Source organism: Streptomyces beihaiensis (assembly GCF_026274175.1).
Lineage (GTDB): Bacteria > Actinomycetota > Actinomycetes > Streptomycetales > Streptomycetaceae > Streptomyces > Streptomyces beihaiensis.
Genome location: NZ_JAPHNL010000018.1, coordinates 1 through 20,172, shown reverse-complemented (window position 1 = coordinate 20,172; position 20,172 = coordinate 1). Strand labels below are relative to the sequence as shown.

At 72.1% G+C, this 20,172-nt stretch carries 15 protein-coding genes, 1 pseudogene and 1 riboswitch; of the genes and pseudogenes, 8 read left to right on the top strand and 8 right to left on the bottom strand.

Annotated elements, in window-relative coordinates:
* The first annotated feature begins 297 nt into the window (after positions 1–297).
* The 6 genes from OFY01_RS03075 to OFY01_RS03050 all read left to right on the top strand — a co-directional run bounded on the left by OFY01_RS03075 (position 298) and on the right by OFY01_RS03050 (position 9,481).
* Positions 298–861: a hypothetical protein gene (locus OFY01_RS03075; protein WP_266596059.1), complete on the top strand. Its 564-nt coding sequence runs from the start codon at positions 298–300 to the stop codon at positions 859–861.
* 118 nt (positions 862–979) lie between these two features.
* Entirely contained in the window at positions 980–2,590 is a 1,611-nt protein-coding gene (gene lnt / locus OFY01_RS03070; RefSeq protein ID WP_266596056.1) for an apolipoprotein N-acyltransferase, read from the top strand.
* A 24-nt stretch (positions 2,591–2,614) separates the two neighbouring features.
* On the top strand, positions 2,615–3,097 hold the full coding sequence (locus tag OFY01_RS03065; protein WP_266596054.1) for an NUDIX hydrolase: 483 nt from the start codon (positions 2,615–2,617) through the stop codon (positions 3,095–3,097).
* 67 nt (positions 3,098–3,164) lie between these two features.
* Positions 3,165–5,066: an alkyl/aryl-sulfatase gene (locus OFY01_RS03060; protein WP_266596052.1), complete on the top strand. Its 1,902-nt coding sequence runs from the start codon at positions 3,165–3,167 to the stop codon at positions 5,064–5,066.
* 136 nt (positions 5,067–5,202) lie between these two features.
* Positions 5,203–7,422, top strand: coding sequence for an NADP-dependent isocitrate dehydrogenase (locus OFY01_RS03055; protein ID WP_266596050.1), 2,220 nt, complete (start codon positions 5,203–5,205; stop codon positions 7,420–7,422).
* Positions 7,423–7,531: 109 nt separating this feature from the next.
* Positions 7,532–9,481 carry a M13 family metallopeptidase gene (locus OFY01_RS03050; protein WP_266596048.1) on the top strand — a complete coding sequence of 650 codons (1,950 nt, stop codon included), beginning with the start codon at positions 7,532–7,534 and terminating at the stop codon, positions 9,479–9,481.
* 28 nt (positions 9,482–9,509) lie between these two features.
* On the opposite strand, the gene OFY01_RS03045 is transcribed toward OFY01_RS03050, so the two are convergent.
* The 5 genes from OFY01_RS03045 to nicT all read right to left on the bottom strand — a co-directional run bounded on the left by OFY01_RS03045 (position 9,510) and on the right by nicT (position 16,011).
* A complete protein-coding gene (locus OFY01_RS03045; protein WP_266596046.1) occupies positions 9,510–10,229 on the bottom strand; it encodes a dienelactone hydrolase family protein in 720 nt (239 codons plus the stop codon).
* A 116-nt stretch (positions 10,230–10,345) separates the two neighbouring features.
* Positions 10,346–11,854: an MFS transporter gene (locus tag OFY01_RS03040; protein WP_266596044.1), complete on the bottom strand. Its 1,509-nt coding sequence runs from the start codon at positions 11,852–11,854 to the stop codon at positions 10,346–10,348.
* 238 nt (positions 11,855–12,092) lie between these two features.
* Positions 12,093–13,280, bottom strand: a complete 1,188-nt coding sequence (locus OFY01_RS03035; RefSeq protein WP_266596030.1) for a hypothetical protein — start codon at positions 13,278–13,280, stop codon at positions 12,093–12,095.
* A 335-nt stretch (positions 13,281–13,615) separates the two neighbouring features.
* On the bottom strand, positions 13,616–14,806 hold the full coding sequence (locus OFY01_RS03030) for a CaiB/BaiF CoA transferase family protein (RefSeq protein WP_266596028.1): 1,191 nt from the start codon (positions 14,804–14,806) through the stop codon (positions 13,616–13,618).
* Positions 14,807–14,895: 89 nt separating this feature from the next.
* On the bottom strand, positions 14,896–16,011 hold the full coding sequence (gene nicT, locus OFY01_RS03025) for a Nickel transporter NicT (RefSeq protein ID WP_266596027.1): 1,116 nt from the start codon (positions 16,009–16,011) through the stop codon (positions 14,896–14,898).
* A gap of 31 nt (positions 16,012–16,042) precedes the next feature.
* Positions 16,043–16,267: riboswitch (cobalamin riboswitch) on the bottom strand.
* An 84-nt stretch (positions 16,268–16,351) separates the two neighbouring features.
* Between nicT and OFY01_RS03020 the strand changes: the two genes are divergently transcribed.
* Complete coding sequence (locus tag OFY01_RS03020) at positions 16,352–16,711, top strand: metalloregulator ArsR/SmtB family transcription factor (protein WP_266596025.1); 360 nt, start codon at positions 16,352–16,354, stop codon at positions 16,709–16,711.
* Between the two features lie 19 nt (positions 16,712–16,730).
* Here the strand turns inward: OFY01_RS03020 and OFY01_RS03015 are convergent, their stop codons facing one another.
* Both OFY01_RS03015 and rho read right to left on the bottom strand, forming a co-directional pair.
* Positions 16,731–17,243, bottom strand: a complete 513-nt coding sequence (locus tag OFY01_RS03015; RefSeq protein ID WP_266596023.1) for an inorganic diphosphatase — start codon at positions 17,241–17,243, stop codon at positions 16,731–16,733.
* 81 nt (positions 17,244–17,324) lie between these two features.
* Entirely contained in the window at positions 17,325–18,476 is a 1,152-nt protein-coding gene (gene rho / locus OFY01_RS03010) for a transcription termination factor Rho (protein WP_266596021.1), read from the bottom strand.
* 368 nt (positions 18,477–18,844) lie between these two features.
* Between rho and OFY01_RS03005 the strand changes: the two genes are divergently transcribed.
* Positions 18,845–19,573: a class I SAM-dependent methyltransferase gene (locus OFY01_RS03005; RefSeq protein ID WP_266596019.1), complete on the top strand. Its 729-nt coding sequence runs from the start codon at positions 18,845–18,847 to the stop codon at positions 19,571–19,573.
* Here the strand turns inward: OFY01_RS03005 and OFY01_RS03000 are convergent.
* Positions 19,560–20,172, bottom strand: a pseudogene (locus OFY01_RS03000) (hypothetical protein); the annotation flags it as partial. The gene OFY01_RS03005 and the pseudogene OFY01_RS03000 sit on opposite strands and share 14 nt — an antisense overlap.

Genomic DNA, 20,172 nt, shown 5'->3' with positions numbered 1-20,172 from the left:
CGCCGCGCCGCCGAGCGCCGCCCGGACGCGGCGGACACCGAGGGCGGCGCGGACCTGACCGTGCTGCTCGGCGGACGCGAGGCCGCGCTGCCCCAGGAGGCCCTGACCTACGCCGAAGGACGCGCGCTGCAGGCTGTCAGCCACGCACGGTGAGCGGCGCCCGGCCCGCGGGACCGTCCCGCTGATCCCCGCCGACGCCCCCGTGACCTGCGTCGGCCCCGGCCCGGCCACCGGTCCGGCGCAGTGACGCTCCGCAAGACGGTGCCTTCGCCGGGGAACCTGAGTACGCTCAGGAGTATGAGCAAGCACGTCCCCGACGATCCCCGTGGGCGGCGCGTGTCCGCCCACGCGACCGACGTCTGGACCGGCCGCGCCCGCAACCGTGCGCAGTGGCTGCTCGCCCTGGGCGGGCTGGCCTGCCTGGCGCTCGGTGTCGAGCTCGCCGTCGAGAGTTCCTGGGCCGGCGGGATCGCCGCGCTCGTCATGTCGGTCGTCGGCCTGATCGCCGTCGGCCTGCTCGTGCTCTTCGGCACCCTCGCGTTCCTGCACGTCGCCGTGAAGGTCGACAAGGACAGCCTCGAGGTGCGCTGCGGCCATGTCGGCGTGCCGCGCCGCCGCATCCCGCTCTCGCACGTCGTCGACGCCCACTTCGCGCCCCGTGTCACCCCCCGGCAGTGGGGCGGCTGGGGCTACCGCTGGCGCCCCGACATCGGCACCGCCGTCGTCGTGCGGCGCGGTGAGGGGGTCGTGCTCCGGCTCGGCGACGGCCGGAGGTTCACCGTCACCGTCGACGACGCCCAGAGCGCGGTGCGCCACATCCGTGACCACCTCAAGCCGCCCGCGCCGGGCCGGGCTGTCTGAGCCCCGCCGTGCCCCGCGGACCGGCCGTGCGACCGTCCGACCGGCACGCCGTGCCACTGCGGTGGGCCTCGTCACACCGGCGTGCCGTTGTCACAGACGCGCGCCGTACACTCCCCGGGTGACCGCCACCGCACCTCCCGTCGCCGCGCCGGACGCGTCGGCCGCCGCCACCGCCCGACGCCTCGACCCGCGACGCCTCGCGCGCACCGGCCTCGCCGCGGCCGCCGGACTCCTGCTGTACGTGAGCTTCCCACCACGCGAGCTGTGGTGGCTGGCGCCGCTGTCGTACGCGCTGCTCGGCCTGGCCCTGCACGGGCGGCGGATGCGGGCGGGCCTCGGTCTCGGGCTCGTCTTCGGCCTCGCTTACCTGGTGCCCCTGCTGTCCTGGACCGGTGTCGACGTCGGCGCGCTGCCCTGGCTGGCGCTCGCCGTCGCCGAAGCGCTGATCATGTCCCTCGCGGGGCTCGGCATCGCCTACGTGTCGCGGCTGCCGCTGTGGCCCCTGTGGGCGAGCGGCGTGTGGATCGCGGACGAGGCGCTGCGCGCGCGCTTCCCGTTCGGTGGGTTCCCCTGGGGCAAGGTCGCCTTCGGACAGCCCAGCGGCGTCTTCCTGCCCATCGCGTCGATCGGCGGCACACCCCTGCTCGGCTTCGCCGTGGTGCTGTGCGGCTTCGGCCTGGGCGCCGTCGCGCTGCGCCTGAGGACCGTGCGTGACGGTGGCCGCATCGACATGTCGACCCTGCGTGACCGCGCGCTCGCCGCGGCGGCCGCCTGCGCCGTCGTCCCGGTGATCGCCGGGGCGGCGACCGCGCCCCTGGTGTCGGACGCCCCGCAGGCGGGCACCGCGCGCGTGGCGCTCATCCAGGGGAACGTGCCCCGGATGGGCCTCGACTTCAACGCCCAGCGGCGCGCCGTCCTCGACTACCACGTGCGCGAGACGATGAAGCTCGCCGCGAAGATCAAGTCCGGTGCGGTGAAGAAGCCCGACCTGGTGCTGTGGCCGGAGAACTCCTCCGACATCGACCCGTACGCCAACCAAGACGCCTACGACGAGATCACCAAGGCCGCGCAGGCCGTCGGCGCGCCCATCTCGGTCGGTGCCGTCGTCACCACCGCGGACGGCGAGGTGCACAACCGGCTCATCCTGTGGAACCCGAAGACCGGGCCCGGCGCCACGTACGACAAGCGGCATCTGCAGCCCTTCGGCGAGTACATGCCCTACCGCGGCTTCTTCCGGATCTTCAGCAAGGACGTCGACCGCGCGGGCAACTTCGTCCCGGGCAAGAAGGCCGTCGTCTTCGACATGGCGGGCACCAAGGTCGGCAACGTCACCTGCTACGAGGCGGCCTTCGACGACGTCGTGCGCGACCAGGTCGACAAGGGCGCGCAGATCCTGGCCGTGCCCAGCAACAACGCCACCTTCGACCGCAGCCAGATGACCTACCAGCAGCTCGCCATGGACCGGGTGCGCGCCGTGGAGCACGACCGGGCCGTCATGGTCCCGGTCACCAGCGGCGTCAGCGCCGTCATCCGGCCCGACGGCTCGGTGGCCCAGCACACCGGTCTGTTCGAGCCCGCCATGCTCCTCGCGAACGTGCCGCGGCGCACCTCCCTGACGCTCGCCACCCGGGCGGGCGTCTGGCCGGAGGTCCTGCTCACCGCGATCGGCCTCGGCGGCCTCGGCTGGGCCGCGGCGCGCTCGCGCGGGCGGCGGCGCACGGACGGGTGACGCGGGCCGGTTAGGGTCGGGGCCATGGCGACTCCCGAGTTCATCCGCGCGATCCGTGCCAAGGCCGGCCACCAACTGCTCCACCTGCCCGGCGTCACCGCCGTCGTGTTCGACGGGGACGGACGGGTGCTGCTCGGACGGCGTGCCGACACCGGCCGCTGGGCCGTGCCCGCCGGGATCGCCGAGCCCGGCGAGCAGCCCGCCGACGTCGCCACGCGCGAGGTGCTGGAGGAGACCGGCGTCGAGTGCGTCGCCGAGCGCGTCGTCCTCGTACAGGCGCTGAAGCCGATCACGTACCCCAACGGCGACCAGTGCCAGTTCATGGACATCACGTTCCGCTGCCGGGCCACGGGCGGCCACGCGCGCGTGAACGACGAGGAGTCCCTCGAAGTGGCCTGGTTCGACCTCGACGCGCTTCCCGACCTCGACGAACACGGCCTGACCCGTATCAAGCAGGCCCAGTCGGACGGCGCCACCTGGTTCGAGACCGGGACCGCGACCGGCTGACCCGAGGGCACTCCGTTCGGCGCCGCCGGGATGGCGGTGGCGGGCAGCAGCCGCGAGGCTGGGTCACGTGTCCGACGCAGCACGGCCCAAGACCGCCGGCTCCGCCGTCGCCGCCGCGCACCGGGCGGCCCTGCGCAGCCACCCCTTCGACGACATCCGTGACCTCGGCGACGCGCGCCGAGGTTTCCTCGGCACCGCCGACGATCCCGTGATCCGCGCCCGGGACGGCCGTGTCGTATGGGACCTGGACGCGTACGCGTTCCTGCGGGAGGAGTGCCCCGGCACGGCGGATCCGAGCCTGTGGCGGCAGAGTCGGCTGTGCGCCGAGCACGGCCTGTTCGAGGTCGTCGAGGGCGTCTACCAGGTCCGCGGCTTCGACCTGGGCAACGTGACCTTCGTCGAGGGCAGGCGGGGCGTGCTCGTCGTCGACCCGCTGCTCTGCGTCGAGAACGCCGCCGCCGCGCTCGCCCTCTACCGCCGCCACCGCGGCGACCGACAGGTCACCGGCGTCCTGTACACACACAGCCACGCCGACCACTTCGGCGGCGTCAAGGGCGTGGTGACACAGGAAGAAGTCGACCAGGGCGTTCCCGTGTACGCGCCGCAGGGTTTCCTGGACCACGCCGTGAGCGAGAACGTGCTGGCAGGCGTGGCCATGAACCGCCGCGCCACCTACATGTACGGCACCGTGCTGCCCAAGGGCGAGCGCGGGCAGATCGGTGCCGGACTAGGGCAGACGCTCTCCACCGGCGAGGTCAGCCTGATCGCACCCACGGTCGACATCACCCGCACCGGCCAGAGCGAGGTCGTCGACGGCGTCCACATGGTCTTCCAGCTGACGCCCGGCACCGAGGCACCGGCCGAGCTCAACGTCCACTTCCCCGACCGCCGCGCCCTGTGCACCGCCGAGAACGCCACCCACACGATGCACAACCTCGTGGCGCTGCGCGGCGCCGAAGTACGCGACCCGCGCGCGTGGGCGCGCTTCCTCACCGAGGCGGCCGACCGGTTCGTCGACGCGACCGACGTCGTCTTCTCCTCGCACCACTGGCCCGTGTGGGGCCGCGAGCGGGTGCGGACCTACCTGACCGAGCAGCGGGACCTGTACGCCTTCCTGCACGACCAGACCCTGCGCCTGGCCAACCAGGGCCTCACCCCCCTGGAGGCCGCCGAACGCATCGCACTGCCCCCGGCCCTGGCACAGGCATGGCACGCACAGGGCTACCTCGGCTCGGTCAACCACAACGTGAAGGCCGTCTACCAGCGGTACCTGGGCTGGTTCGACGGCAACCCCGCCCACCTGTGGCAGCACCCACCGGCCGAGGCGTCCGAACGCTACGTACGGTTCATGGGCGGCGCCGAAGCGGTGCTGCGCCAGGCACGCCGCTCCTACGACGAGGGCGACTTCCGCTGGGTCGCCGAGGTCGTCGACCACGTCGTCTTCGCCGACCCGGACAACGCCGAGGCCCGCGCCCTGCAGGCGGACGCCCTCGAACAGCTCGGCTACGGCAGCGAGAACGGCACCTGGCGCAACTTCTACCTGACCGGCGCCATGGAGCTGCGGCACGGAGCTCTGGGCACCGCGGTCAGCACCGTCTCCGACGACCTGCTCGACGCCCTGACGCTCGACCAGCTCATGGACTGTCTCGCGATCCGCGTCGACGCGCCGGCCTGCTGGGACGCGGACATCACCGTCCGCTGGGACCTCCTCTCCGGCAGCATGATCACCATGCGGCTGCGCAACGGCGTGCTCACGCACGGCACCGGGCACGGCACGGCGAGCGCGGCGCCCGACGTCGAGATCGGCCTCGACGAGGAAACCCTGCGCGCCCTGCTGCTCGGCAGGCTCGCCCCGGCCGACCTCCCGGGCACCGACGGCGTCACCGTCTACGGCGACCTGAACCGCCTCACCGAGCTCCTCTCCCACCTCGACGAACCCGATCCCGACTTCCCCGTGGTCACGCCCTGAGGCGGCTCGCAGAGGGCCCTTTCCACGCCGGGCCCGAGACGAGATATCTTGATGTCGAGCAATCTTTAGCTGTCTGAGTTGTCTGAGCTATCTGAGACACATGCCGACGACGTGTTACACGTGGAGCGGAGCACCGGTGACTGACTCGACCATCATCTACACCCACACTGACGAGGCCCCGGCCCTCGCGACGTATTCCTTCCTGCCGGTCATCGAGGCATACGCGGCCCCCGCCGGTGTCCGCGTCGAGACCCGCGACATCTCGCTGGCCGGCCGCATCATCGCCTCCTTCCCCGAGTACCTGAACGAGGACCAGCGGATCCCGGACGCCCTCGCCGAGCTCGGCGAGCTGGCCAAGACCCCGCAGGCCAACATCATCAAGCTGCCCAACATCTCGGCCTCCATCCCGCAGCTCAAGGCCGCCGTCGCCGAGCTGCAGAAGCAGGGCTACGCGCTGCCGGACTACCCGGACGAGCCGAAGACCGACGAGGAGCGCGACGTCCGCGCCCGTTACGACAAGGTCAAGGGCTCCGCCGTCAACCCGGTCCTGCGCGAGGGCAACTCCGACCGCCGCGCCCCCGCGGCCGTCAAGAACTACGCCAAGACCCACCCGCACCGCATGGGCGCCTGGACCGCCGAGTCCAGGACCGATGTCGCCACGATGGGCCGGAACGACTTCGCGAGCACCGAGAAGTCCACGGTCATCACCGAGGACGGCACCCTGCGCATCGAGCTGGTCGGCAAGGACGGCACCACCACGGTGCTGCGCGAGTCCGTACCGGTCCTCGCCGGTGAGGTCGTCGACGCCGCCGTGCTGCGCGCCGCCGCGCTCGACGAGTTCCTGACGGCGCAGATCGCCCGCGCCAAGGCCGACGGCGTGCTGTTCTCCGTGCACCTGAAGGCCACCATGATGAAGGTCTCCGACCCGATCATCTTCGGCCACGTCGTGCGCGCCTTCTTCCCGAAGACGTTCGAGAAGTACGGCCAGACCCTCGCCGCGGCGGGTCTGTCCGCCAACGACGGCCTCGGCGCCATCTTCGGCGGCCTCGACGCCCTCGACAACGGCGCCGAGATCAAGGCGTCCTTCCAGGCCGAGCTCGCCGAGGGACCGGAGCTCGCCATGGTCGACTCCGACCGCGGCATCACCAACCTGCATGTCCCCTCGGACATCATCGTGGACGCCTCCATGCCCGCGATGATCCGTACGTCGGGTCACATGTGGGGCCCCGACGGCCAGGAGGCCGACACCCTCGCCGTGCTGCCCGACAGCAGCTACGCGGGCGTCTACCAGGCCGTCATCGAGGACTGCAAGGCCAACGGCGCCTTCGACCCGTCGACCATGGGCACCGTCCCGAACGTCGGCCTGATGGCGCAGAAGGCCGAGGAGTACGGCTCCCACGACAAGACCTTCGAGATCCCGGCGGCCGGCACCGTCCGCCTCGTCGACGCGGCCGGCGACGTCGCCTTGGAGCAGGAGGTCGCCGAGGGCGACATCTTCCGCGCCTGCCAGGCCAAGGACGCCCCGATCCGCGACTGGGTCAAGCTCGCCGTCACGCGCGCCCGCGCCACCGGCGACCCGGCCGTCTTCTGGCTCGACGAGAACCGCGCCCACGACGCGCAGCTCATCAAGAAGGTCGAGCAGTACCTGCCCGAGCACGACACCGAGGGCCTGGACATCCGTGTCCTGTCCCCGGTCGAGGCCACCAAGCTGTCGGTCGAGCGCATCCGCCAGGGACTCAACACCATCTCGGTCACCGGCAACGTGCTGCGTGACTACCTGACCGACCTCTTCCCGATCCTGGAGCTGGGCACCAGCGCCAAGATGCTGTCGATCGTCCCGCTGATGGCGGGCGGCGGCCTCTTCGAGACGGGCGCGGGCGGCTCGGCCCCCAAGCACGTCCAGCAGCTGGTCAAGGAGGACTACCTGCGCTGGGACTCCCTGGGCGAGTTCCTGGCCCTGGCCCCGTCCCTGGAGAAGTACGCCGAGGTCACGGGCAACGCCCGCGCGAAGGTCCTCGCCGACACCCTCGACCGCGCCACCGGCACCTTCCTCAACGAGGACAAGTCGCCGACCCGTCGCGTCGGCGGCATCGACAACCGCGGCTCGCACTTCTACCTGGCCATGTACTGGGCCCAGGAGCTGGCGAAGCAGACCGAGGACGCGGAGCTCGCCAAGACGTTCGCCCCGCTCGCCGAGACGCTCACCGCCAACGAGCAGAAGATCGTCGACGAACTGCTGGCCGTCCAGGGCAAGCCCGCCGACATCGGCGGCTACTACCAGCCCGACCCGGCCAAGGCCGCCGAGGTCATGCGCCCGTCCGCCACGCTGAACGAGGCCCTGGCGACCCTCGCCTGAGCCCCGCTCCTTCGACGACGTCCCGTCACCGCCCCGGCCGGCCCCGCGCCGCCCGGGGCGGTGGTGCATTCGATCGCTGTTCGGCGCCCATGCCGGTTACTCTGCACCGATGAGCACTCTGGATGACGCGCGCCCGGGCATGGACCCGGCGATCCGACCGCAGGACGACCTCTTCGGTCATGTCAACGGCAAGTGGCTGGCCACCGAGCCGATCCCCGACGACCGCTCCAGCTGGGGCCCCTTCGTACAGCTCGTCGACGTGGCCGAGCAGCAGGTCAGGGAGATCATTCAGGAGATCGCCGCGGGCGGCTCCACCAGCCTCGACCCGGACGAGGCGCGCAAGATCGCCGACCTGTACGCGTCGTTCATGGACGAGGACGCCGCCGAGGCACGTGGCCTCGACCCGGTCCGCCCGCTCCTGGAGGAGGTGACCCGGCTCGGCGACGTACGGGAGCTGGCCGCGTTCCTCGGCCGCTTCGAGCGCACCGGCGGCTCCGGCCTGTTCGGGGCCTACGTCGACACCGACGACCGGAACTCCGACCGCTACCTCTTCAACATCGTCCAGGGCGGCCTCGGCCTGCCCGACGAGTCGTACTACCGCGACGAGAAGTTCGCCGAGACCCGCGAGAAGTACGAGGACTACCTCACCGAGCTGTTCACCCTCGGCGAGCACGCCGACCCGGCCACCGCCGCGCACACCGTCCTCGCCCTGGAGACCCGGCTCGCCGCAGGACACTGGGAGCGGGCCGAGACACGTGACGTGCAGAAGACGTACAACCTGACGACCTTCGACGAACTCACCGCGCTCGCCCCGGCGTTCGACTGGCGCGGGTACCTGACCGGACTGCGCGGCAGCGACGACACGCTCGCCGAGAGCTGTGTGCGCCAGCCGTCCTACCTCGCCCACCTCTCCACGCTCCTCGCCGAGGTCCCCGTCGAGCAGTGGCGCGACTGGCTGTACGCGCGTGTGCTGCGCTCCGCCGCCCCGTACCTCTCCGACCCGTTCGTCCGTGTCAACTTCGAGTTCTACGGGCGCACCCTCAACGGCACCCCGGAGCTGCGCGCCCGCTGGAAGCGCGCCGTGGCGTTCGTCGAGGGCGCCATGGGCGAGGCCGTCGGCAAGGAGTACGTGGCCCGGCACTTCCCGCCGGCCTCCAAGGCGCTCATGGACGAGCTGGTGCAGAACCTGCTCAAGGCCTACCGGCAGTCCATCTCCGCGCTCGACTGGATGACGGACGAGACCAAGGAGCGGGCGTACGAGAAGCTCGCCACGTTCCGCCCGAAGATCGGCTACCCGGACCGGTTCCGCGACTACTCGGCGCTGACCGTCGTCCCCGGTGACCTGCTCGCCAACGCGAGAGCCGCGGACGCCTTCGAGCACGACCGGCAGATGGCCAAGATCGGAGCGCCGGTCGACCGCGACGAGTGGTTCATGCTTCCGCAGACCGTCAACGCGTACTACAACCCGGGGACGAACGAGATCTGCTTCCCGGCGGGCATCCTGCAAAAGCCGTTCTTCTCGCCCGACGCGGAGGCGGCGGAGAACTACGGCGGCATCGGCGCGGTCATCGGCCACGAGATCGGCCACGGCTTCGACGACCAGGGCGCGCAGTACGACGGGCAGGGCAACCTGAACGACTGGTGGACCGCGGACGACAAGACCGCCTTCGAGGCCAAGTCGAAGGCGCTCATCCAGCAGTACGACGCCTTCTCCCCGCGCAACCTGCCCGGCGAGTACGTCAACGGCTCCCTCACGGTCGGCGAGAACATCGGTGACCTCGGCGGCCTGACCATCGGTCACACCGCCTACAAGATCGCCCTCGCGGCCGGCGAGGCGGGCGAGGCCGATTCCCGCAAGCTCTTCATGAACTGGGCGTTCTGCTGGCGCACCAAGCGGCGTACCGAGCAGGAACGCCAGTTCCTCACCATCGACCCGCACTCGCCGCCGGAGTTCCGCGCCAACATCGTGCGCAACCTCGACGAGTTCCACGAGGCGTTCGGCACCCGGCCGGGCGACGGACTGTGGCTGGATCCCGCCGAGCGGGTGCGGATCTGGTGAGACCGGGTGGGGCGGGCTCCCGCGTGCGTCAGACCAGCTGACGCCGCAGGAAGTCCAGTGTGCTCGACCAGGCCCGCGCGGACGCCTCGGGGTCGTGGACCTCGGGGCGTTTGTCGTTGAAGAACGCGTGGTCCGCCGGGTAGAGGCGGAAGTCGGGCTCGATGCCGGACTGCCGCTGCACCACGTCGTGCAGCCCCTTGAGCGTGGCGACGGGGACGGTGCTGTCGTGTTCCCCGTAGTGGCCGAGGATCTGAGCCCTCAGGCCCGAGAAGTCCGGGACGTCGCCCTGGATGACACCGTAGAACGGGACGGCGGCGGCGACCCGCGGCTCCTGGGCCGCCAGGTACAGCACGAATCCGCCGCCCATGCAGAAGCCGACCGCGCCGACGGTGTCGCCGGTGACCTCGGGCAGGCCGAGCAGGTGGTCGACCGCGCCGGACAGCAGCCGCACGCCGCGCTCCACCGGCAGGTCGCGCATCATCCGGAACGCTTCCTGCGCGTCGTGCGTGACACGGCCCCCGTACAGGTCGGGCGCGAGCACCACGAACCCCTCGGCGGCGAGCCGGTCGGCCACGTCGGCGATGTGGTCGGTGAGCCCCCACCACTCCTGGATGAGGATGACGCCGGGGCCGCGGCCGGACGGCGGCAGGGCGAGATAGCCGTGCGCGGGGGTGCCGTTGCTGTCGAACGTGATGTTCTGGTGGGCCGGACGGCCGGCGGACTTCGGGGTGTTGGGGGAATCCGACACGAAGTGCCTCCTGTGCTCGGTGATCAGGCACCACCATGCCACCCGGGTGCGCGCGGCGTGCGAGGGGGCCGCCGTCTCCCTGCGGACGGCGGCCCCCTCGTGGAGTGCGGCGGGGGTCACATGTGGACGACCGGTGTCGCCTCCGTGGCCTGCCGACCGGCCCCGCGCCGGTACAGCAGGAGCGCGATGAGGGCGCCCGCGGCGAAGAAGCCCGCCGACCACCAGAACGCGGTCGTGTAGCTCTCGATGGTGGCCTGCGCCCGGACCAGCTTGTCGGCCGGGTTGCGGCCCGTCATGTAGCTGGTGGCGGCGCTCGCCGCGAGGGTGCTGAGCAGCGCCGTGCCGATCGAACCGCCCACCTGCTGCATCGTGTTGACCGTGGCGGAGGCCACGCCCGCGTCCTCGGCGGCGATCCCACTGGTGGCCAGGGACATGGCGGGCGGCATGACGGCGCCGAGGCCGGCGCCGATGACGAGCAGTTGCGGCAGCACGTCGGAGGCGAAGCCGGAGTCGAGGCCGATCCCGGTCAGCCAGGCCATGCCGAGCGCCGCCAGGCCGAACCCGGCGGGAATGATCACCTTCGGGCCGATCCGCGGCACGAGGACGGTCGTGGAGATCTGCGCCATGATCATCAGGGCGGCCATCATCGGCAGGAACGCGACACCGGTCTTCGTCGGGCTGAACCCGAGGTTCAGTTGCAGGTAGTACGTGAGGAACAGGAACACGCCGAACATGCCGGCGCCGGTGATCAGCACGGCGACGAACGACGCGGCCCGGTCGCGGTCGAGCAGGACACGCATCGGCAGCAGCGGGTGCTCGGCCCGCGTCTGCCACCCGGCGAACGCCGCCAGGAGCAGCCCGCCCGCGGCGAGGAAGCCCCAGGTCATCGGGGAACCCCAGTCGTGGGTCTCGGCGTTGGAGAATCCGTAGACGAGGGCGAACAGACCGGCCGAGACGAGCAGGGTGCCGGGCAGGTCGAGCCGTGAGCCCGCGGCGTCCCGGTGGTTGCCCAGGAGCATCCACCCGCCCGCGAAGGCGACGATCGCGAAGACGACGTTGACGAACAGGGTCCAGCGCCAGTCGAGCGCGTCGGTGAGCACACCGCCGAGCAGGAGGCCGACCGCGCCGCCGGCTCCGGCGATGGCGCCGTAGACGCTGAACGCCTTGGCGCGCTCCCTGGCGTCGGTGAACGTGGTGTTGAGCAGGGACAGCGCGGCCGGGGCGAGCAGCGCCCCGAACACGCCCTGCAGGGCGCGCGCGGTCACCAGCATCCCGAAGCCGGTCGATGCGCCGCCGAGGACGGACGCCCCGGCGAATCCGGCGACGCCGATGAGGAAGGCGGGCTTGCGGCCGAAGAGGTCGGCGATGCGGCCGCCGAGCAACAGCAGGGAGGCGAAGGCGAGCGCGTACGCGGTGACGACCCACTGCCGGTTGCCGTCGGAGAAGCCGAGGTCGTGCTGGGCCGAGGGGAGCGCGATGTTCACGATGGTCGCGTCGAGCACGACCATCAGCTGGGCGATGCCGATGATGCCGAGGATCCACCAGCGCCTGCGGGACACGTCGGGCGTGTCCTTGGTGAGCGGGGCCGCGGTGCCGGTGTCGTCGGCCAGCGTGGGCTGGGCCATGAGAGCCACTCCAGGGGATGTGCCAGGGAAATTGCCAGAGAAGTTCGTCAGGGAAGTTCGTCGTCGAAGCCCGCCAGAATGTGAACGAAACCGTTTCGTTCACCACGTGATGAGCGTACGCGCGAACGAACGAAACGGCAACGTTTCGCTAAGTGGGTGATCCGTCTCACAGCGCCACAACGCACCGGTGCCCGGCGCTCCACGGGGGAGCGCCGGGCACCGGGCCGAGGGGACGGCGTCAGGCCGTGGGCGCCTTCGTCCGTCGCAGGGCCGAGATGCAACTGGAGATCGCCTGCTGGAGCTCCTCCAGGCGCCGCACCATGTCGTCCTCGACGATGTCCTCCATCTCCTCGACGTCGACATCGTCGAAGGTCAGGTCCTCGAACGCCTTCGTCGCCTTCTGCAGGCCGCTGTAGAACTTCGCGCGCCGCTCCTGCACCCGCAGCTCGGGGTCGGCCTCGACGGTCTCGGTCACGAGCGTACGCACGGATTCGTACGCCTCGCGGGCCCACTCGCCCGCCTCCTCGGCTCCCTCTTCGCCGTACAGCTCGTCGATGAGGGACAGGTGGCGCTCGGCCTCCTCACGCAGCCGCCGCGGCGCCTCGATGGTCTGTCCCGCCGGGGTCCGCGCCTGCCCCTCCTCGGCGATCTTGCGCACGTAGTCGAGCCGGCCGCCGGTCCTTGCCTCCTCGGCGACGGCCTTCTTCAGGTCGTCGGTGCGCGCGATGTCGCGGGCCAGGCCCGAGCGGAGGACGGGGTCCTCGTCGAGCCGGTCGAGCAGCGCCCTGCGGGCCGCCTCCGCGGTGCCCGGATCGGCGAGGATCGCGGCCCGCAGCGCCGTCGGGTTCTCGGCCACCTCAAGGGCCTTGGTCGGCCGGATGCCCTCCGCCTCGGCGCTCTGCGCGATGGCCTGACCGCGCGGCGAGGCGGCGCTGGAGCGGGAGACGTAGTACGACAGCCAGACGTCGGCCTCCGGCAGCTCGATGTCGACGCCCGGCGCCAGCGCCTCGAACTGCGGAACGAGACCGTCGTCCGCGGCCCTGTCCCACGCCTTGTAGAACCGCATGACGCGGTCGGCCGAACAGCCGGCGAGCTCGGCGAAGCGGCGGGCCGAGACCTTGTCCGTCCCTTCGGCACCCTGCCCGCCGGGCCGCACGCTGCGCGCCACTCTCAGGGCGAAGGACCAGCCACCGGTCCGGGCGTACACCCCGAAGTCCCGCGCGTCGCGGGCGATGGACTCGGGCACCTCGCCGGGCGCCTCGGCCCCGGCCCCGTCCTCGGCCCCGGCCTCGGTGTCAGGCCCGGCCCCGGCCTGGGGAGCGGGCTGCCAGTAGTTCTCCTCCGGGGCCGCGGGCGCGGGCTGCGGCAGCGCCGGACCGTCGTCGGGCGGTACGGCTGCCGAGGACGAGTCGAGGGCAACGCTCACGTAGGCACTCCTGAGTGATCGGGCGCGAGAAGGTTGACGCGCCACTTTATCGCTCTGAATGGGGTGTTTTGCGAGGCAGTTGCCCTGGCTGTCCGGCGGGCCCGGGTGCGCGACGCGACGGGCCCGCCGCGCTCGGCTCCCCCCTCAGCGCCGGGCGGCGGGCCCGGAACCTCGACCGTGCGCCGGGCGGGGCGTGATGACACGGGAGGTCCTGCTTGCGAGGCTGGCAGAGCGGGCCCCGGCTGTCCCGGGGCCGTTCGGCCCCTGTCGTGTGCGGCCGGTGGTCGGGCGGCTTGGCGGCCTGGCGGTCGGGCCGCCCCGCGACGGCGCCGGCGCTACACGGCGCCGGCCTCCCGCAGCGCCCGCACCGCGGCCCCGTCGTAGCCGAGTTCCGCGAGCACGGCGTCCGTGTGCTCGCCCACGGCCGGTACCGGGTCCATGCGCGGCTCGATCCCGTCGAGGGTCGCGGGCGGCAGCAGGGCGCGGACCGGGCCGCCGGGCGTGGCCACGTCGCGCCAGCGGTCGCGGCCCGCGAGGACCGGGTGGTCGAGGAGGCCCGAGACCGTGTTGAGCCGGGCGTTGGCGACCTTGGCGCGGTCCAGGAGGGCGAGCGCGGCGTCCGCGTCGAGCTCGGCGAAGCGCGCGGCGACGATGGCGTCGAGCTCGGCGCGGCGGGCCACGCGGGCGGAGTTGCGGTGGAAGCGCGGGTCGTCCGCCAGGGTGGCGTCGCCCAGGAACTCGGCGCACAGCGCCGCCCATTCCCGCTCGTTCTGCACCGCGAGCAGCACCGTCTCACCGTCCGCCGCCGTGTACGGCCCGTACGGCGCGATGGTGGCGTGCGCGGCGCCGACCCGCTCAGGCTGCCGCCCCGAGTACGCCGTGTAGTACGCGGGGTAGCCCATCCACTCCGCCAGCGCCTCGAAGAGCGACACCTCCACGGCGCGTGCGACACCGGTGACCCGCCGCTCGTACAGTGCGGTGAGGATGCCGCTGTACGCGTACATGCCGGCCGCGATGTCGGCGACCGCGATGCCGACCTTCGCCGGGGCCTCGGGCGTGCCCGTCACCGACACCACGCCGGTCTCGCACTGCACGAGCAGGTCGTACGCCTTGCGGTCGGCCCACGGCCCGTCGCCGCCGTACCCGGAGATGTCGCAGACGATCAGCGACGGATGGCGCTCGGCCAACTCGCGTGCCGACAGGCCCAGTCGGGCCGCCGCCCCCGGTGCGAGGTTCTGGACGAACACGTCGGCCCCGGAGAGCAGCCGCTCCAGGACCTCACGGCCACCTGGCGTCTTCACGTCGAGCGTCACCGAGTCCTTGGAACGGTTCAGCCACACGAAATGGCTCGACTGGCCGTGCACCGTCTCGTCGTAGCGACGCGCGAAGTCGCCCCCGCCGGGCCGCTCCACCTTGATCACCCGCGCGCCCAGGTCGGCGAGCTGCCGGGTGGCGAAGGGCGCCGCCACCGCCTGCTCCAGGCTGACGACGGTGACGCCCTCGAGGGGCGGACGGGCGGGGCTCATACGGTTCCTCCAGGCGCGGGCGGTCTTCGACCGCACGCTAAGCCGCGTCGCCGCGCCCCGTCACGGTGGTGCCGGTCACGGCACCCGCGTCACCCGCCCTGTGCCACCCGCGCCGACCACCGCTGCTCCACCTTGGCCAGCCGCCAGTACGCGAGCGCCACCGCCCACACCGCCACGAACAGGCCGACGATGACGTATCCGACGTGGTCGAGGTCGAGCCCGGAGATCCACCCGGTCACCGAGTCGGTCAGCGCGAACTTGTCGTGCACGACGCCGACCAGTTCTATCGTGCCGATGAAGAACGCCACCGCGATCGACAGGCCGGTGATGGTCAGGTTGTAGAACACCTTGCGCACCGGGTTGGAGAACGCCCACTGGTAGGCGAAGTTCATGAACGTGCCGTCGAGCGTGTCGAACAGGCTCATGCCCGCCGCGAAGAGCAGCGGCAGACACAGCAGCGCGTACCAGGGGACACCCGCCGCGGCGCCGCTGCCCGCCATCACCATCAGCGTCACCTCGGTCGCCGTGTCGAAGCCGAGGCCGAAGAGGAAGCCGAGCGGGAACATCTGGCCCGGCCGCGTGATCGACTTGGTGAAGCGGCCCAGGACGCGGTTCATGAACCCGCGCGAGTCCAGGTGCTGCTCCAGCTCCTTCTCGTCGTACGTGCCCGCGCGCATCGCCCGGAAGACCCGCATGATGCCCATGAGAGCGACCAGGTTGAGCGCGGCGATCAGATACAGGAAGGTGCCGGAGACCGTGGTGCCGAGGAAGCCGAGCACCTGGTGGGTGCGCGATCCGTTGTTCATCAGCGCGCCGGCGAGCGCCGCGCCGCCCGCGACCAGCGCGGTCAGTACGACGACCACGCTGGAGTGACCCAGCGCGAACCAGAAGCCCACCGACACCGGCCGCTTGCCGTCCGCCATCAGCTTGCGGGTGGTGTTGTCGATGGCCGCGATGTGGTCGGCGTCGAAGGCGTGCCGCATGCCGAGCGTGTACGCGGTGATGCCCAGGCCGATACCGAAGGCCTTGTCGCCGACCTCGTAGTGGTTCGGGGCGACGAACACGAACAGCAGGCCGAACGCGACGACGTGCAGCGCCGCGATCACCGCGACGAGCCCCGCCGTGCGCAGCGTGTCCTCGCGGCGCCAGCGGAAGGAGGGGGGCGGCCCGACGGGCCGCACGGGGGAGTTCCCAGGCAGGGTCATGCGTCTTTCACGCTCCAGCACCTCGTGGATCACTTCGTGAGATGCCGTGGCCGGTCTCCTGGCTTACGGGCATGCGCCGCCGCCCCGGCCTTCCCAGTCGCGCGCGGGCGACCAGTGGCGTGGTGGAGCGGTGCGCTCCGTGCCGCCCGGCGGGCGGAGGGCACGGAGCCCGATCACAGTGGCGAGGGCCGCTCCGGACTTGGCCCCTGAGGGGCCGTCACCGGTCTTCCCGAGCACCACGGCCCGCCCACCCTAGAGCCGACGGAGGGTGAATGCATAGCTGCACAGCTGTGCAGGTATCCGAGATCACATGGCGGTGCCCCCGTGGCAGAATCCCGCCATGCATCTCGTTCCGGCCGAGCGGGCCGATCACCGCACCATCGACGGGCACCGGGTCTGCGACGCCGTCGCGGCGATCGGGGACATGGCCGAGGTGCGCGTGCGGGCTCAGCGGTACTCGCTGCTCGCCGACCCGGGGCGGCTCGCGCTGCTCCTCGCGCTGCGCCGGGTCGGCCCGATGGCCGTGACGGACCTGGCGGTGGCCACGGGCATGAACGGGGCGGCCGTGTCGCAGGCCATGCGGCTGCTGCGCGCGGCCGGGGTGGTGGCCGGTGAGAAGGCCGGGCGTGTCGTGCGCTACCGGCTGGTCGACGCGGCCGTCGGCGAGCTCGTCGACGGCTGCGCGGGCGTCACGGAGTGACTCCGCCCGGCCCGCCCGCTCAGGGGGTGTGCCGCTCGCGGCCCCGCCGGATCTCCTCGTACGCCTTGTCGCGGCCCTCCCAGTGGGAGCCCTCCACCGCCTTGCCGGGCTCCAGGTCCTTGTAGACCTCGAAGAAGTGCCGGATCTCCAGCCGGTCGAACTCCGGGACGTCGTCGATGTCCTTGAGTGACGCGCGGCGCGGGTCGTGGGCCGGGACGCACAGGAGCTTCTCGTCCGGGCCGTCCTCGTCGCTCATCACGAACATGCCGATCGCACGGCACTCGACCACGCAGCCGGGGAACGTGGCGTCGGCGGTCAGCACGAGCGCGTCCAGGGGTTCCCCGTCGCGGCCGAGCGTGCCCTCCACATAGCCGTAGTCCGCCGGATACTGGGTCGATGTGAACAGCATCCGGTCCAGCCGGATGCGTCCCAGGGTGTGGTCCATCTCGTACTTGTTGCGGGAGCCCTGAGGGATCTCCACGATCACGTCGAACGCCTCGTCACCTGCCAGGTCGCTGTCCCAAGTGCCCAATGTGGCCTCCTTGCCGCATTCCGACGCCCCGAGTGTGCGCCGTGGGCGGCAAGGGCGGAACCCCCCAGGGAGGGGCGGGGTTCAGCCGCTGGGCAGCGTGGCCCGCACCTGGCGCAGGAACGCGCTGTTGTCGGGGGTGTGCCGGAGCTTGTCGAGCAGCGCCTCGTACGCGCCGTGCCCGTCGCGGCCCTGAAGGGCGCGGCGCAGCCCGCGCACGGCGCTCGACACGGCGGGGGTGAGCAGGAGTTCCTCGCGGCGAGTGCCGGAGGCGGTGATGTCCACGGCGGGGAAGGCGCGCCGGTCGGACAGCGCCCGGTCCAGCCGCAGCTCCATGTTCCCGGTGCTCTTGAGCTCCTCGAAGAAGTAGTCGTCGGCGCGTGAACCCGTCTCGACGAGTGCCGTCGCGAGGATCGTGAGGGAGCCGGCCTCCTCCGTGTTGCGGGCCGCGCCGAACAGGCGCTTGGGGCCGTGCAGTGCGGCCGCGTCGACGCCGCCGCTGAGCGTACGGCCGCCGGAGGACGCCACGTTGTTGTGGGCGCGGCACAGGCGGGTGAGCGAGTCGAGCAGCACCACCACGTCGCGGCCCGACTCGGCGAGCCGCTTGGCGCGCTCCACGGCGAGTTCGGCGAGCGCGACATGGTCCTTGGCGGGCCGGTCGAAGGTGGAGGCGTACACCTCGCCGCGTACGCCGCGCCGCATGTCGGTCACCTCCTCGGGGCGCTCGTCGATGAGCACCACCATGAGATGAGCCTCGGGGTGGTTGGCGGCGACGGCGGCCGCGATCTGCTGCAGCAGTACCGTCTTGCCCGTCCGGGGCGGGGCGACGATCAGCCCGCGCTGCCCCTTGCCGACGGGAGCGAACAGGTCGACGACACGGCCGGCGACCCCGCTCGCGGCCGTCTCCATGCGCAGGGGCTCGGCGGGGTGCAGCGGGGTCAGGTCGGCGAAGCGGGGGCGGGCGGACGCGGCAGCGGCGGGGGCGCCACCCACGGTCTCGACATGGCCGAGGGTGCGGGCCTTGGCGCAGAGTCCCTCGACGGCGTCGCCGTCGCGCAGGCCGATCCGCCGGATCAGCTGCGCGGGCACCTGCACGTCGTGCGAGGCCGGGGCGAGGCCGCCGGTGCGCAGGAACCCGTGGCCGTTCCCGCCGATGTCGAGAATTCCGGCGGCGCGCACGGGAGCCCTGGAGGCGGCGGGTTCTTCGCGGGTGGGGGTGAGTGTCGCGGTGCTCATGGCGATCACGGTCCTTTCGGCGCACCGCCCCTTACCAGGGGCGGGCAGCGGGCAGAAGCAGAGACTGCGGAGTGAAGGGGGAATCCGGAGACGGCGCGGGGCGGGCGCGAGGAACGCGTCACGCCCCGGCGATCGGGCACAGAACGAAGGCCCGGAGCCGGAAGGGAGAAGAGAACAGGGCCTGGCAGCGCCAGGGTGGGGATCACCGCACGGCAGTGGGAGTGACACATTCGCGTGAGCGGTGAAGAGGCGGAACGGCACCGGCGCCCCGGACGGGACGTACACACGTGCCACAACGACACTAACACCACACCCCGAGGGCGCGGCAAGCCCCGGCGGGGTCGGCCGTCGACTTATGCTGAGCCGTCATGTTCACCCCTCAGGGCCCGACCCTGCGCGAACTGGCCGTCCAGGCCCTGTCGTCGGTCGAGCGCGGCTACGACCTGCTCGCGCCGAAGTTCGACCACACCCCGTTCCGCACCCCCGACGCCGTGCTCGACCCGGTCGCCCGCGCACTGGACGGCCTCGGCCCGTTCCGTACGGGCCTCGATTTGTGCTGCGGTACCGGCGCGGGCATCCGCGTGTTGCGCCGCGCGGGCGTCGAGCGTGTCGTCGGAGTCGACTTCAGCGCGGGGATGCTGGACGTGGCCCGGCGCGCCGAGCCGCGTGCGTCGTACGTACGGGGCGACGCGCTGGCCCTGCCGTTCGGGCCCGCCTTCGACCTGGTGGTGAGCTTCGGCGCGTTCGGCCACTTCCTGCCGCGCCAGTACGGGCCGCTGTTCGCGCGGGTGCGTCAAGTGCTGTGCCCCGGCGGCCGGTTCGCCTTCCCGCTGCCCGCGCCCGCACGGCCGGCATCGCCCGGCTACTGGGCGATGCTCGGCTTCGACGCCGCGATGCGGGTGCGCAACGCGGTGTGGCGGCCGCCGTTCGTCATGTACTACCGGCCGTTCCGACTCGGCGACGTACGAAGGGAGTTGACGCGGGCCGGGTTCGACGTGGCGCTGCGCGCGCTGCCGGAACTCGGCACCCGCGCCGACGGCGCCCCGCGCTGCGCGCTCGTCGTGGCCACGGCCCGGCGCCCCGTCACCAGCCAGTGAACAGGAGGCTGTTGATCAAGAGTGCGAGCATCGCCTGCGCGGCGAGCCAGCCACGTCGCCCACGGTCGGGCAGCAGCGCGCCCGCCGCGAGCAGCCACGTGGCGAACGGCAGCCAGATCCGCTCCGTCTCCGCCTTGCTCATCCCCGACAGGTCCGCCGCGAGCAGGGCAAGAAGCGCCACCGTCAGCAGTGCCGCGAGGCGTGCCCGCGGCGCCGCCGCCCACGGCCGCGGACTTCCGGGCACGCGGCGCAGGCCCGCCACCGTGGCGGGCCCCACCACCAAGGCCGTGCAGGCCAGGTTGGCCCATACCCAGTACCAGTAGGGCCGGACGCCCCCGGCCCCCTGGTAGTAGCGCTCGTGCAGCAGCCGGTACGCCTGCCACCAGTCGAACCCGAAGAAGGCGAACACGACCGGCACCACGGCCGCGCCCACCACCATGAGCGGCACCGGCCGCCAGGCGCGCGCCATGAACAGCACACCCGCGAGCACCAGCACGAACAGCGTCAGGCCGTACGAGACGTAGCAGGTCCACCCGAACAGGACCCCGGCGAGCAGCGCGAACACCGGGCTGCGCCGCGTCGCCGCGAGCGCCGTGCAC